This is a genomic window from Microbulbifer mixtoriginis (SeqCode) (assembly GCF_052466695.1).
On sequence record NZ_CP174285.1, the window covers coordinates 1,938,786 to 1,952,541 of the forward strand.

Below are 13,756 nucleotides of genomic sequence, written 5' to 3' on the forward strand. Positions count from 1 at the left end.
ATTCAGGCTATTCAATCCAGTGGAACTCCTGCCAACTTTTTGATCTCAAACGCCCCAACCCATAGCGTATTTCTGAGGAAGGAGCGCCACTAAAACCTGCAAGAAATAGTAGGTTAAATTCGCAAATAAACTCTAGAGTTTGCTCGCTAAACTCTGCTGCTACTTACCCTTTCTTGCTACCACCCTGGCATTCAGGACTTTTTGGAGCATCGCCATCCCACTCATCCGGCGCATAAGTATGAAGAGCAAGGGCGTGGATCGGGCCAGCCATTTCATTCGCAAGCGCTGCATAGACTTTTTGATGGCGCTGGACTTTCCGAACGGAATCAAAAACCTCACTCACAAGCACCACACGAAAGTGCATTTCAGATCCTGCCGGGACATTATGCAAATGACTTTCGCATTGAACCTCAATAAATTGGGGATGGAAATTGGCAGTTAACTTTTCTTCAATTTGCTTTGCAAGACTCATAAACTCTCTTCGCAGTGTTCCAGATGATTATGCAGGGGTTTAAATTCAGAAATTGAGCTGAAACAATCAACCTATGTAATATCTAGCCAGAGCAAACCGCTAAATTACCCGCAGGTTATCCCGCCGTTTGGCAAGCTCTAATACGCTGATACCACACCAGGATTAACTGACAACTTTTGCCTTACTCTTTCGCGCATCAACAATTGCTTCATACGCAACGGTGATACTCTTCATTTGATCTTCAGCGTGGCGCATAAACTCCTCTGGAAGCCCCTTGGAAGCGATCTTATCAGGGTGATACTCAGCAGCTTTGCGGCGATAGGCCAGTTTTAAATCCTTATCGCTAGTTTCCTCAGTGCAACCAAGCACTGCGTAATGCTGCTGAAGATCGGAAGCACTGCCTCCCCTCCCATGCCCAAATTGATTTTGCATGGCATCAAAAAGCGATTCATGTAAACCAAGATCCGCTGTAATTTTCCTGAGAATTACCTCTTCAGAAGCATGTAATTCACCATCAGCATACGCCACTGCAAATAGAAGGCGATAAACCATTTCCCGCATCGCCTGATTCTGCACCAACATCCGATACTGTTTGGCGTAATCGTAAATGCTGTACTTATCCGTTTTCGCATTCTCAAAAATCTTGATGGCATGCTTGCGATCCTCAGCGCCCAGACGAAGATTATTCTGAATAAAATCCTCAATCAGCTGAACTTCTGCTTTGGATACTTGGCCATCCGCCTTAGCCATCTTCGCCAGCATGGAAAACAGGGTAACGATAAAAACTTTCTGGGCCCCTTCCCTATTCAGAACCGCAGCGGCATTACCCAGGCGTTTGAGGCCTGAACCAAAGGAGCTACCTATCCAGGCACCCAAGGCCGCACCAATAGGGCCCCCAAACATAAAACCAAATCCGGCACCTATACCCGCCCCTAACCAGGACATATTCTCTCCTCTGAGCGCCAAATAGCGCTCCACTGTCATCTAAATCAAACATTTATATCCGGCCTATCTTACCACGTGTAAGAGAGCGTCAACGGATAGGCGTGACCAGAAGGTCAAATGAACCTCACATTAAGCCGTCACTTCGATCACTGCCAGGTACATTTAGTTGCCTAACAGTCCCCCGCTATCTGCCACAATGATGTACAGGGCATTCTCATAGGAAATGAGGAACAGCTAAATGAAACTGCGGCAAGAGGTAGACTTATTGCGCCACATAACAATAAGTCTTCTTTTATTACTGGTATTTACAGGATGTGGAAACCGACAGGACACTACCGGTCAGGATAGCCAGTCACAAACTTCCCAGGTTGATAATACTGGCCATCAAGACTGGGAGACGATAGTCGAAGTTCTCCTGCACCCCCGCTGCTTAAACTGTCACCAGCTGGAATTGCCACTTATCAATCAGGGCTCACCCCATGTACCCCGGGTTGAGCGAGGACCCGAAAATATGGGGATGGGGACAATGCGCTGCAGTAACTGTCACTCTGACCAGAACAATCCCGTGACAGGCGCACCCGGTGCACCCGGCTGGGCCATAGCTCCAATAACCCTTAATTGGTCTCGTATGTCCTCGGCCCAAATCTGTGCGCTGTTAACCACCCCCCAGGACAATGGCGGCCGCTCCCCAGAGCAATTGATGCTGTTTATGAGTGAGAACCCCCTAGCTTTATGGGGATGGAACCCTGGGGGTAAACGAGAACCTGTCAATATCCCCCACGGCAAGCTAGTTGAAGCATTGAAAGGCTGGATAGCCGCGGGAACGCCCTGCCCACCCCAGGCACCTTCTAGTTAACCCCTAAAAGTTAACCCCTGGTAAAGCCAAATAAGAGGGGCGCTAATTGAGCCCCTCAATTCCTGAGAGGGCCTGAGCCAAATCCTCTAACCAGCCATCACTTCCCCCTCGCCAAGCAATAAAAATCTCTTCTCTGGGCTCAGTAAAGTTGCCAGCAACATCGATTTTTGCCCCACCGATATCCTCTGCCAGCCCCTCTGGCAATAAGGCAAGAAACTGTCCTGTTTTTACCAGGCCGCACAATACACCGTAATCATTTACCACAACCTGGACCTTACGTACAGGTAGGTTATCCCCCCACCCATCACTGCCAATACCCCTTTCCTCGCCACAGAAAGGAGAGATTCTAGGGGCCGCAAAGGGATACTGCTGGACAACTTCGATTGGCACTTCCGCATTTGCCCACTCCCCAGAAACCAATCGGTGGCCGGGGCCCGCGACAACACACAAGCTTTCTGTACCCAGCTTACGCGTTGCTATCTGGGCGGGGACCTGCCCCAACAGCGCACCGGTAATCATGGCCAAATCCACCTCTCCCCTAACCAACATTCTCAGGGCCAAGGATTCATAGGCGGAAGTTAATGAAAGGCAGGCTTTTGGGTGGACCTCTGCCAGCTTGCTTTGAATAAAAGCAGCCCAAGTCAATTGCAAGACTGCTGGAGCTGCTATCCGACACTCCGAAAACTTTCCTAGCTCACCCAGTTCAAAGTGCACCTGGCGTGCAATGGAAGTGATTTCAGCCGCTTTATCTTGCAGCCGGCGACCAGCATCATTGAGTCGGATTTGCTTACCTACCCGATCGAACACACGAGTATTCAGCGCCGTCTCCAGGCGACGTAAAACCTTACTTAAGGCCCCTGGCGTTGTATCTAAACGGTCTGCCGAGCGCTGCAGGTTTTCTGTCGCGGCAATAACAAGGAATTTTTCAAGATCTTCTATTTCCATATTGGAATCAAAAGCCACCCAAAATGAATCGATTCGTAACTAATGTACGTCTAGAATCGCTTGCTGCCAAGTACGCAGAGGTTTAATAGCAAACCCTGCCGCTAACCCGTAAAGATCAGGAGCTGAATAATTTATGATCACGCTTAATAGGCTCTGGAGTATTACCATCACAGCTGTCTTAGCCATGATCTCCACAATCAGTTATGCAGACGATTCCATTGGCACTCACGGAATGGCGTTATTTTCAGTTAACGGGCAACTTATTGCATCGCATATGCCTCTTCACGGTAAACGCCACGGCCATCAGCTTATTCTTGCTTTGGAATCTAAAAATAAGAAAGAAATGATGAATCTGACCCAGAACACGCCGCTTATCTCTCTCAAGCCTGAAGTTTTCTCTTTAAACCATTTGCGCAACGGTAAGTTAGGCCTCTTTAGCGGCGAAGTATTTAATGGCCACTTTGAGCGAAAAGGCAAAATTCTGCTTAGCTCGATAGAATTCACGGTAACCGACAAGCTATTAGACCTACCCCTTTCCCGTAAAAAGAATGGTCATTACCGCCTGGTGCATCTGGGCGACACGAGTCTACTTATTCATGAAATAGCCTCCCCGCCAAGTTTTGACCAAATCGTCGAAGTTACAGCAAAAGCAACTGTATCCAAATCCATAGATACCGGCAGCAAACTTCCTATATCAGAAAAAAATTGGCCTGAAGCTCTCAAAGAAGCAGGTATTGCTTTTCGTCGACAAGTTTATTTGGAAACACGGGACTTCCAATAAAATGCAAGAGCCAATTCTTATTATCCAGCATGAAGAACATGAAGGGCCTGGATATATTGCAGATTGGGCGAGTCAACGCCAGATTCCGACAATTCTTATCAACCCACAGATCTCAACATTACCCAATACGGGCTTTAGAGGAGTGATTATTTTAGGAGGTATGATGAACGTAAAAGATCACATCTCTCTACCTTGGCTTGCCGATGAAATACACTGGGTAAAAAGTATTATTAATCGGCAAGTCCCCATTGTGGGCATTTGTCTTGGCGCACAAATTCTTGCTCATGCACTGGGTGCCGATATCAAACCAATGAAGCAGGAAGAACTAGGTTGGCACCCAATCCACTGGACAACACTTGAAGCCCTAACCTTAAACAAAGTATTCCAAGCACACAGCTATTTTTTTGACATCCCTAAAAGCGCCAAGCACTTGGCCAGTTCTGCGCTCTGCCCGAATCAGGCATTTCTATATGGAGAAAACGTACTCGGTTTACAATTCCACTTGGAGTGGTCACAACAACAGGTCGTACGGCTTTTCCCAGAGCACTTCCAGAAACACGGTTCCAGCGTGAACAATCACAGCGCCAGTCGCAAGGCGCTCTTTAAGCTACTAAACCAGCACTTTATTAAAGAACTGTCAAACAAATGACTCTTAAATAGATTACAGCCTAAATTATATCTGGCGATTTCTTAGAATAAGAAATTTTTCCTATAAACTAGTTAACCCTTCCCACCTGATTGCCACCACAACCAAACCAAGACCAACGTTATTAAAATGGCTAACAACCATATTTAAAAAGTAGGAAAACACTCTCAACCACTAGTAAATACTTCCCTATTTATTTCTAAAAGCACAACCAAAACACCACCTTTTTATTTTTTATGGCTATCATTTTCTAGCCAAAGCACCCTGACTATATCTCTTTCGCAAACTGCTTTGGCACTTTGATATAAGTGTTATTGTTTTTTACAAGGAAGTTACAAATGAAGATTTTCACCCCCAAACTATTGGCCTCTATAGCCGCCGCTGGGATAGCGCTTGGCTCCTCCTCAACGGCATTATCCCAAGCCACAGACTTCGAAATCAGCATGATCACGCTGACCTTTATGGAAACAATTGATATTGCTTTTGTTGACCCTGTCACCATTGCAGACCCCGTAGCCCCGAACCCAGCAGTAGGTGTAGATTTCTTCTGTGTTGCCGGCACTGGATTTAACAACTTTACTATTGAGTTTTTCAACCCATCCACCACTGGCCCAGACTTTAGACTGGAAAGCGCCAATGCAACTGGGCCAATTTTTTACAACGTGTTTTTTAAAAATGATCTGAGCCCTGGCTTTGGAATACCCGTCACACCCAATATGCCCATCCCAGGGAACATGCTACAAGCAAGTGTCTGCGCAAACCCAGGCGTGGATGACAATGCGAAATTTGATATTGAAATTCCCTTTTTTGAATGGGATTTAAGACAGGGAGACGGTCCATTTACTGGCATGCTGCAGTTAACGGTAACTGCAGAATAATTTTCGTTTTTTGCTGTTGGTTGCGCCAGGACTCATTTCTGGTGCAGCCATTGACCATAAGGAAAGATTGGATTAGACCCGCATGAAAAATATTAATAACACCACCTACATTTATCAAAAAACTCAAAAGCACCATTTAAAAACACCCCACTCAAAACTCTCTAAAAGTAACCACCAAAAGCTTTAGATACACATTATTGGCCGAACCCTGTGCTTATTCATCATTAACCGTCAATATAACAGAGACGCCACTGCTCTTACTAAAGGGAATTCTCAATGAGCTTCTATACCCTAAAAAAATCCATGCTAGCAATTTTATTTTTTTTCACAGCCACCTCATCCCCATATTCACTATCACAGGCACAGGGTAGCGGACAAAGTATAATCTCTTTCACAATCAATGAATTCATTACAATAGAAGATGTAGACAATATAAACCTCAACCCAACTCCTGGAGCCCCCGCCCAGGGCACAGATTTATTCTGTGTTGCCGGCGATGGATTCCCAGCCTTCAGTATTATATTTACAGGTTTAGGCACAGGCCCTGGAACACCATTTACCCTGCGAGGTAGGCAAGGAGCAGAACTAAACTATCAAGTATCCTTTCTAAATGCTACCTCGGGGGGGGCTCCAATTGCAGCTTTACCTGGCGTACCTATCACCAATAATACGCTTCAAGCAAACAACTGCATGAATAACAATGCACTTTTCAACGTTTTAGTGCCCGCTTCAGAGTGGGAGCCTGTGGCAGGCATGGCGCCATTTAGGGGCAGGTTATTGATCACTGTGGAATCGGAATAAATCCGATAGTTCTTTGGCACAGCGAAGCAGGATATAAACCTAAGCAAACGTTTTTAAGCAGAAAGAAACCAACCTCAAACTCAACCTATAAAATATTCCAAACATGAATACAAAATAAGACTGCACCAGCCCCCTGGTGCAGTATCACCTTAAAAAATCACCCGAAAAAATAAAACAACGACCACTAACGACTAACAATCATCATTCCCACCTTTTGAAATCACCCCTTTCAATTCACACCCCAGGATTAGCAGCTATTATTTTTAGACCAAGGCCTCCCCATCAAGCTTCTAGGCTTGTCATGTGTTTTGGTTTTTTCTCAACAGAAGCGTTGCTGTTTTTTACGCAAGGAAGTATCTGATGAACCTCTTCACCTCCAAGACATTTTTATCGACCGCTTTATTTAGCCTGACGCTCTGTTCAGCGACATCTGCACTATCTCAAACCACAGCCAGTGCGCAAAGCATGATCACACTGTCTTATATGAACGCCATTCAAATAGACAACGTAGATAATGTGCCTATCCAAGCGCCACCTGCAGGATCAGGAGATAATGCGTTTGGCTCGGATACATTTTGTGTTGCTGGAACTGGTGGTTTTAATATGTTCGGCATCAGGTTTGAACAACCTGGTAGTGATCCAAACTTTTTGCTCCAATCCAGCGTTGCCGGTGCAAACCCAATGTCATATGAGGTCGGATTTGTAAATAGCACTCAAGGGCAGAGCCAAATGGTTCAGGCCGGACAAACCGTGTCAGGAAACATCCTCCAAGCAAACAATTGTGCAGATGATAATGCAAGGTTTGATATTACCATCCCTCCCGCCCAGTGGGAGGGTAGAGCAGCTGAGGGCCCATTTATGGGCGCGCTGCTAATTACAGTTATGGCTGAATAAATTTTTCAGCATAAAAACATATGCCTATTGAGCGGCCCTCTACCGTTGGCTAGGATTTAGCGTTCATTAAATCTTAGGCAATCAGTAAGGGCCGCATCATTTTCAAATAGCGGGCAAGAAATTTTTGCTACATAGATTCCGCCCAAAAAATCAGGCATTAAAACCCTTCAAATGGCCTACCGAAAGCTTTCCTCTATTTAATGACTTACCACAAGTAATGACTAGCCAACTATTGCCTTGGCCACCTCGCCTCCCCACTCTAGCCTTAAACCAGGCAATTAATCTGACACGTTTTAACACAATCTTTTTAAGCATTGCGACACTTTAATAAACGAGGGAAAAGTGGCAGGGATTGATCAAGTGGGAAATGCATTTACGGCGGCCGCGGCAAGATCGCCTGGCAGCCCTTTTGTTTTAGAGCAGGTAAGACCGACAAAACTAATTGAAAAGTAAAGGTTGGTGAGAATTGTCGCCACTGGCACCTGCCACACCGACGCAATTGCCCGCGATCAAAACTATTTAGTAGCACATCCTATTGTATTCGGTTATGAGTGGGCGGGAATTGTAGAAGCGGTTGAAGATTGGATAATCAAAGTGACTCCGGAGGATCATGCCGTCCTTATTTTTCTTTTATACAGTAGTTGCAGGGAGTGTATTTCTGGTCATCCAGCCTGCTATATAATTTTCTCGATCGGAACTTTTATAGACCTCGGACCGATGGTTGCCATGCGTTTTCCGACCAGCGGGGGAGGACGCTAAACGACCGTTCCCTTGGGCAATCTTCCTTTAGTAAGTACGCCGTAGCCAATGAACAAAATGTGGTTAAAGTACGTAAAAAGGAATTAACATTAAAACCGGCGGTAAGATTTTCCTGGCGCTTGCACCTAAAGGCCCCCAGAAACAGGCAACATCAGCCGAAACTTATCACGCAACTGGAGATCACTACAGCATGGATGAAGCGCCTCAGGTCACAATAAATATCGAACATATCCTCGCATTTGTTGCAGGCTTTGCGGAAGCAATCTGCGTTTTGGGTCTATTTACCAGCTTTACTACCTTTATTACTGGCACAATTGTGCTATCGATTACCGACTTTGCCATCAACAACCCCAATTACATTATTAAACTCTTTATTCTTTCAGCTTTTATTGTACTGCAAATTTTCTGGATCTATCTGATTAAGAGATTAAATTTCCAAAAAAAGAACACAGCAACTATTATGCTCTTTATAGAGAGCGGCCTGATATTTCTCTTCTTTGTTATTGGCAGCTATGCAGGAAGACTTACCTCGCCATACGCCGCAAACACTTTCCTTGTTTCTTTTTTTGCAATTGCCGCTATGTCTCTTCACAGCACTATATTTTTCAGGGTCCTCAACAAGAAGGCACCCACGCACTTTATGACAGGGAACGCCACTAATTTCTTCGCTGCGGCTTTTGAAATACTGGATAACTACCGAACAAAAAGACAGTCGGAGGATACACCCTATCCTCAGGCATTCACCAAAGCCAAATATTATTCCGGGGTGATATTCAGCTTTATCTCCGGTGTCACTCTCGGCACTATCGGCTATCAGTTATGGGGATATCCCTCTCTGGTATTACCAGTATTGCTGATTTTATTAGCGACGCTATTAAGCAGGGGATATGATAGGTCGCCTAAAGCCAACTCATAAGGTAGTGAGCCAGTGATCTTTTTCCAATAAGATTGAAGAGGCGGTATTGTGGAACTCCATTGCGCACAACCCCCTCTCCGCCCCCTTAAACTGAAGTTAATCCAATACTACTCAGCTGAACAGGTAATTCTATTTTCAAAACAAACACCGCCCCGTGTAGAACAGGTTTCCAGTAGTTTGCCTTTGGCCTCTACCTCAGAAAACCCTTTGGAGTGCATACCGCCAGCCCGCATATCTTTCATATAGCAGGCCCATCTGGGGCGTTCCTTTACTGGATGGAGAACAACATCTGGTTGGGCATTGTTAGATTGACCTTCTACCAGGGCCTGTAGGTCCACAATCAGATCCTGCATGGAGCGAATATCTTTGCGCAACCTGACAACCTCTTTCTTGAGTTTGCGCATTTCATCCGCCTCTTGATTTTCATCCTTCAGGGCATGTACTTCTTTGCGAAGTTTTACCATCTCTCTTTTAATCTCGTGCAGATCTTCCGCGGTGCGATGATTGTCGTGGGCCAGTACAGGAGTGGAGAACAGAGCAAGGGAAATTAAAAGCGGCAAACTACGCATGGTCTTACTTCCAGTAAAATTTCTTATTACAAGCCAAAATCGGGAAGGAATATAGCGCAAAAAACCTTAACTCAAAATGAATCGTATCGAGCACCCATTAATACTACCTACGCAGCTCTTGAGAGAATATGTAGTAAGAAGCCATTTAAAAGTATTCAGGGATCTAGGGAGCCGTATTTTGTTTGCCTATCCATCGAAAATCAAACAGGTAAATAGATATTCCTGACAAATACCTTGCAAATACAGCCATATTCCACTTTAAATTTTATCAAAGAAAAAGGCGAACCGAAGTTCGCCTTGTCAGGAATCGCTTTTGTGGGATAAGTCAGCTGCCGGTTAAACTGCGTACCATGCTGATCATGACTCCCGCAGCAACCGCAGAGCCAATAACCCCAGCCACATTCGGGCCCATAGCGTGCATCAGCAGGAAGTTGTGCGGATTGGATTCGAGCCCCACTTTATTGGATACCCGTGCAGCCATGGGCACGGCAGATACACCGGCAGAACCGATCAGTGGGTTTACCTTGTGCTTACTGAATACATTGAGCAGCTTGGCCATCAATACCCCTGCGGCAGTACCGATCGCAAACGCCACGATACCCAGGGCGAGGATTCCCAGAGTTTTGGGGTCAAGGAATTTATCTGCAGCCAGTTTCGAACCGACCGAGAGACCTAGGAAAATCGTGGTGATATTGATCAACGCATTCTGAGCAGTATCCGAAAGGCGAGACACCACACCACACTCACGCATCAGATTACCGAAACAGAACATTCCCAACAGCGGAGCTGCAGCGGGAAGGAACAGGGCAACCAGAATCAGCAGCAACAGCGGGAAGGTAATTTTCTCGCGCTTGCTTACATGACGCAGCTGCACCATCTCGATTTTGCGCTCCTGCTCAGTAGTGAGTGCGCGCATAATCGGTGGCTGAATCATGGGTACCAATGCCATATAGGAATAGGCTGCTACCGCAATCGCACCCAGCAAATCAGGGGCCAAAATGCTGGAAACGTAGATTGCTGTGGGGCCATCTGCACCGCCAATAATACCGATAGCCGCAGCATCGGCGATGGAGAAGTCCATAATCCCCGCAACTGAGAGTCCGACAGCACCCAGTACAGTGGCAAAGATACCGAACTGTGCCGCCGCACCCAGGAACAGGGTACGCGGGTTAGCGAGCAGCGGGCCAAAATCGGTCATGGCCCCCACCCCCATAAAAATCACCAACGGCGCGACACCCGAAGCAATAGCCACAGAATAAAAGTTATACAGCATGCCGTTGCTGAAACCGGCATCGCTGGCAAACTCTGCGGCCTGTAGCTGCACCGCAGCCGGGGCAGCACCCAGGGCAGCTTTTAAATCCTCGAGACTGGCAACAGCATCCAACCCCAAGATCTGGGCCATTTGGGCAAGAACTGCTGCATTTCCCTGGGCCAATGCGGTCTCTGCTGCAGAGAGTGCCAGATCTGCTCCGGGAATATTGGCCAGGATACCGCCGAAGCCAATTGGCACCAGCAACAGTGGCTCAAAGTTTTTGCGAATAGCCAGAAACAGCAGCCCCAATCCAACAAAGATCATGACCAGCTGCCCCGGCATCATTTGTGCGATGCCTGAGGACTGCCAAAGCGTGAGTAAATTATCCACTTGCGACTCCTACCCCAATCTATGCGATAGACAGCAGGGCATCACCCACCGCCACGGAATCGCCCTCTTTTACCGCTACGCTGGCAACATTGCCACTGCGCGGCGCACTCACTACGGTTTCCATCTTCATGGCTTCGAGCACAATAATGGCCTGGCCCTCGCTGACCTTGTCACCAGGCATCACCATCACCTTAAAGATATTGCCCGCTAGGGGCGCATTGACCGGCTCACCATCAGTGGCTGGAACCGAACTGGCTAGACTGGCTGCAGGGGCGGCCGCACCTACCGGGGCAATATTGGTCAGATCGCCACCATCGGCCACTGTCACGGTGTAGCTCTGGCCTTCCACAGTGACCGTATACACCTCTTCCCCGTTGTCATTTTTCACTGCGGCATTTTCGTTGCCAGTAGGCACTGGCTCAAAGGCATCGGCGTTGCCGCGATTTTTCAGGAACTTGAGGCCGATTTGTGGGAAGAGTGAATAGGTGAGCACATCGTCAATTTCACCTTCGCCATTGGTCAGGGCAATGTCCTCTGCCCCGGCTTTTTCCTGTAACTCCAAGGTGAGCCTGTCCAACTCTGGAGCGATCAAATCCGCAGGGCGACAGGTCACTGGCGCTGCGCCTTCCAATACCTTCACCTGCAGCTCCTGATTCACTTCGGCAGGGGTCGCGCCGTATTCCCCTTTCAAAACAGCTGCCGTTTCTTTAGAGACAGATTTATAGCGCTCACCGGTCAGCACATTTAATACTGCCTGGGTGCCTACAATTTGTGAGGTGGGCGTTACCAGGGGGATATAACCAAGATCCTGGCGTACGCGGGGAATCTCTTCGAGTACCTCATCCAGTCGCTCACCGGCGCCCTGCTCGCGCAGCTGGTTTTCCATATTGGTCAACATGCCACCGGGCACTTGGGCCACCAAAATACGCGAGTCCACGCCTTTAAGGGAACCTTCAAATTTCGCGTACTTTTTACGCACCTCGCGGAAATATGCAGCAATTTCTTCGAGCAGATTAATATCCAGACCGGTATCCCGCTCAGTGCCTTCAAGCATGGCAACCAGTGTTTCCGTGGGGCTGTGGCCATAGGTCATGGACATGGAGCTGATGGCGGCGTCCATATTGTCGACTCCCGCTTCGATACATTTGAGAGCGGTGGCAATAGAAAGACCCGTAGTCGCATGGCAATGCAGATGGATGGGAATATCCACCGCCGTTTTAAGGCGCTTTACCAACTCGTAGCCTTCGTAGGGGCGCAATAGGCCGGCCATATCCTTAATGGCAATTGAGTCCGCCCCCATATCCTCAATCTGGCGCCCCAGCTCTACCCACAAGTCCATGGTATGTACCGGGCTCACGGTATAGGAGATAGTGCCCTGAGCGTGCTTGTCTTGTTTTTTTACCGCTGCCAGGGCCGTCTTCAGATTGCGCATATCGTTCATGGCATCGAATACGCGGAAGACATCAACCCCGTTGACCGCGGCACGCTCAACAAATTTTTCCACGACATCATCGGCGTAGTGGCGATATCCCAGAATATTTTGCCCACGGAACAACATTTGCTGCGGGGTGTTGGGCATGGCTTTTTTTAATTCGCGAATCCGCTCCCAGGGGTCTTCGCCGAGATAGCGAATACAGGCATCGAAGGTGGCGCCCCCCCAAGATTCCAGCGACCAAAAGCCGACTTGATCGAGCTTTTCTGCAATCGGCAGCATATCGTCCAGTCGCAGACGGGTGGCGAATAGTGACTGGTGGGCGTCACGCAGGACTACATCGGTAATCCCCAATGGCTTTTTAACCTCAGTCATGGGTTATCTCTCTCGGCAGAAATTATTGGATGTTGTAGTGAAGCGAAATTTGGCGATTAACGTTTTTTTCGATGTTGTTCGATGGCCGCCTTGATAATGGCGTGCAAGCGGGCATTGTCATCGTTACCGCTAGCGGGCGGAGTGGCGACTGGCTCCGCTTCGGGAAAGTGGCGAGTAATAATTCGGGACATGATACCGGTGCCTATCACCAGTAACAGCAGGAAGGTAAAAACAATTCCCATACCGAACAGGGTAATGTCCAACCCCTGTTGAAGTAGCGTATCTTGCACTCTGTATCCCCCTAAGCCTTCGGATAATAAAAGGTTAATATCCGGGCGATTATTCTTCTGCCTGTGGCCGTTTAATGTTAAGCAGCCACTTTGCTTGGGCGCCTATAAAAACTGCCAAACAGCACCGCTAAACTTCCGCACAATTCCCAGCTTGACCAACACCAAGCCACCCCAACTGCAATCCCCAAAATTCTGCGACTGAGCGCAGTGATCTAATTGGTAACCTGCCTGACTGGCAACCCATTTACGCCCGGCAATCTAGTCTTCAAGCAGGGCAAATACAACCTCGTTGGCGGTTCCACCCCGACAAGTAACCATACTATCTACTGCCGGAGGGTTCTTCTGCAGCATGGAAGTGCAGTCAATTTTCTATTATCAATACAAGTTGCTTTTAAAATCAAACACTTAATGGTTTCAGTGGCAACGGTGGCGCATGGTTCATTGCGCCCTTTATTGGTGCAAACACACTCGAATTTGAGTTCAAATCTCCTATTAAAACTACCAGCCGAATGATCATTGTTACGGAATAGCGATCACTTGCTGATAGAATATGCG

At 47.5% G+C, this 13,756-nt stretch carries 15 protein-coding genes; 8 read left to right on the forward strand and 7 right to left on the reverse strand.

Annotated features, from left to right (window positions below):
- Positions 1-163 precede the first annotated feature (163 nt).
- Together ACJJI0_RS08565 and djlA are read right to left on the reverse strand one after the other, a co-directional pair.
- Entirely contained in the window at positions 164-472 is a 309-nt protein-coding gene (locus tag ACJJI0_RS08565; RefSeq protein ID WP_444885517.1) for a BolA family protein, read from the reverse strand.
- A 162-nt stretch (positions 473-634) separates the two neighbouring features.
- Positions 635-1,417 carry a co-chaperone DjlA gene (gene djlA, locus ACJJI0_RS08570; protein ID WP_252085261.1) on the reverse strand — a complete coding sequence of 261 codons (783 nt, stop codon included), beginning with the start codon at positions 1,415-1,417 and terminating at the stop codon, positions 635-637.
- 238 nt (positions 1,418-1,655) lie between these two features.
- Between djlA and ACJJI0_RS08575 the strand changes: the two genes are divergently transcribed.
- Positions 1,656-2,273 carry a hypothetical protein gene (locus ACJJI0_RS08575; protein ID WP_444885518.1) on the forward strand — a complete coding sequence of 206 codons (618 nt, stop codon included), beginning with the start codon at positions 1,656-1,658 and terminating at the stop codon, positions 2,271-2,273.
- 42 nt (positions 2,274-2,315) lie between these two features.
- Here the strand turns inward: ACJJI0_RS08575 and ACJJI0_RS08580 are convergent, their stop codons facing one another.
- Entirely contained in the window at positions 2,316-3,218 is a 903-nt protein-coding gene (locus ACJJI0_RS08580) for a LysR family transcriptional regulator (protein WP_444885519.1), read from the reverse strand.
- 133 nt (positions 3,219-3,351) lie between these two features.
- Here ACJJI0_RS08580 and ACJJI0_RS08585 point away from each other — a divergent pair, with 133 nt between their 5' ends.
- From ACJJI0_RS08585 to ACJJI0_RS08615, 7 genes are all read left to right on the forward strand, one after another.
- Positions 3,352-3,999 (forward strand): hypothetical protein, encoded by a 648-nt coding sequence (locus tag ACJJI0_RS08585; RefSeq protein WP_444885520.1) that lies wholly within the window; start codon positions 3,352-3,354, stop codon positions 3,997-3,999.
- Between the two features lies 1 nt (position 4,000).
- The gene (locus tag ACJJI0_RS08590) at positions 4,001-4,648 is read left to right on the forward strand and encodes a type 1 glutamine amidotransferase (RefSeq protein ID WP_444885521.1); all 648 of its coding nucleotides are present in this window, start codon (positions 4,001-4,003) and stop codon (positions 4,646-4,648) included.
- A gap of 305 nt (positions 4,649-4,953) precedes the next feature.
- On the forward strand, positions 4,954-5,523 hold the full coding sequence (locus ACJJI0_RS08595; protein WP_444885522.1) for a hypothetical protein: 570 nt from the start codon (positions 4,954-4,956) through the stop codon (positions 5,521-5,523).
- Positions 5,524-5,799: 276 nt separating this feature from the next.
- Complete coding sequence (locus ACJJI0_RS08600; RefSeq protein WP_444885523.1) at positions 5,800-6,324, forward strand: hypothetical protein; 525 nt, start codon at positions 5,800-5,802, stop codon at positions 6,322-6,324.
- Between the two features lie 360 nt (positions 6,325-6,684).
- Positions 6,685-7,218: a hypothetical protein gene (locus ACJJI0_RS08605; protein ID WP_444885524.1), complete on the forward strand. Its 534-nt coding sequence runs from the start codon at positions 6,685-6,687 to the stop codon at positions 7,216-7,218.
- A 459-nt stretch (positions 7,219-7,677) separates the two neighbouring features.
- Positions 7,678-7,977 (forward strand): alcohol dehydrogenase catalytic domain-containing protein, encoded by a 300-nt coding sequence (locus tag ACJJI0_RS08610; protein ID WP_444885525.1) that lies wholly within the window; start codon positions 7,678-7,680, stop codon positions 7,975-7,977.
- A 190-nt stretch (positions 7,978-8,167) separates the two neighbouring features.
- Positions 8,168-8,893 (forward strand): YoaK family protein, encoded by a 726-nt coding sequence (locus tag ACJJI0_RS08615; protein WP_444885526.1) that lies wholly within the window; start codon positions 8,168-8,170, stop codon positions 8,891-8,893.
- A gap of 107 nt (positions 8,894-9,000) precedes the next feature.
- Here ACJJI0_RS08615 and ACJJI0_RS08620 read toward each other — a convergent pair whose 3' ends face one another.
- From ACJJI0_RS08620 to ACJJI0_RS08635, 4 genes are all read right to left on the reverse strand, one after another.
- Positions 9,001-9,462 carry a THO complex subunit 7 family protein gene (locus ACJJI0_RS08620; RefSeq protein ID WP_444885527.1) on the reverse strand — a complete coding sequence of 154 codons (462 nt, stop codon included), beginning with the start codon at positions 9,460-9,462 and terminating at the stop codon, positions 9,001-9,003.
- Positions 9,463-9,787: 325 nt separating this feature from the next.
- The gene (locus ACJJI0_RS08625) at positions 9,788-11,104 is read right to left on the reverse strand and encodes a sodium ion-translocating decarboxylase subunit beta (RefSeq protein WP_444885528.1); all 1,317 of its coding nucleotides are present in this window, start codon (positions 11,102-11,104) and stop codon (positions 9,788-9,790) included.
- Between the two features lie 19 nt (positions 11,105-11,123).
- On the reverse strand, positions 11,124-12,911 hold the full coding sequence (gene oadA / locus ACJJI0_RS08630; RefSeq protein WP_444885529.1) for a sodium-extruding oxaloacetate decarboxylase subunit alpha: 1,788 nt from the start codon (positions 12,909-12,911) through the stop codon (positions 11,124-11,126).
- A gap of 56 nt (positions 12,912-12,967) precedes the next feature.
- The gene (locus ACJJI0_RS08635) at positions 12,968-13,201 is read right to left on the reverse strand and encodes an OadG family protein (RefSeq protein ID WP_252085251.1); all 234 of its coding nucleotides are present in this window, start codon (positions 13,199-13,201) and stop codon (positions 12,968-12,970) included.
- Between the last annotated feature and the right edge of the window lie 555 nt (positions 13,202-13,756).

What these genes read in the sequence shown, in the direction of transcription:
- ACJJI0_RS08615 (WP_444885526.1), top strand. Translation starts at nt 8,168, where the DNA reads ATGGATGAAGCGCCTCAGGTCACAATAAATATCGAACATATCCTCGCA.
- oadA (WP_444885529.1), bottom strand. Translation starts at nt 12,911, where the DNA reads ATGACTGAGGTTAAAAAGCCATTGGGGATTACCGATGTAGTCCTGCGT.
- ACJJI0_RS08590 (WP_444885521.1), top strand. Translation starts at nt 4,001, where the DNA reads ATGCAAGAGCCAATTCTTATTATCCAGCATGAAGAACATGAAGGGCCT.
- ACJJI0_RS08585 (WP_444885520.1), top strand. Translation starts at nt 3,352, where the DNA reads ATGATCACGCTTAATAGGCTCTGGAGTATTACCATCACAGCTGTCTTA.
- ACJJI0_RS08605 (WP_444885524.1), top strand. Translation starts at nt 6,685, where the DNA reads ATGAACCTCTTCACCTCCAAGACATTTTTATCGACCGCTTTATTTAGC.
- ACJJI0_RS08580 (WP_444885519.1), bottom strand. Translation starts at nt 3,218, where the DNA reads ATGGAAATAGAAGATCTTGAAAAATTCCTTGTTATTGCCGCGACAGAA.
- ACJJI0_RS08575 (WP_444885518.1), top strand. Translation starts at nt 1,656, where the DNA reads ATGAAACTGCGGCAAGAGGTAGACTTATTGCGCCACATAACAATAAGT.
- ACJJI0_RS08600 (WP_444885523.1), top strand. Translation starts at nt 5,800, where the DNA reads ATGAGCTTCTATACCCTAAAAAAATCCATGCTAGCAATTTTATTTTTT.
- ACJJI0_RS08565 (WP_444885517.1), bottom strand. Translation starts at nt 472, where the DNA reads ATGAGTCTTGCAAAGCAAATTGAAGAAAAGTTAACTGCCAATTTCCAT.
- djlA (WP_252085261.1), bottom strand. Translation starts at nt 1,417, where the DNA reads ATGTCCTGGTTAGGGGCGGGTATAGGTGCCGGATTTGGTTTTATGTTT.
- ACJJI0_RS08620 (WP_444885527.1), bottom strand. Translation starts at nt 9,462, where the DNA reads ATGCGTAGTTTGCCGCTTTTAATTTCCCTTGCTCTGTTCTCCACTCCT.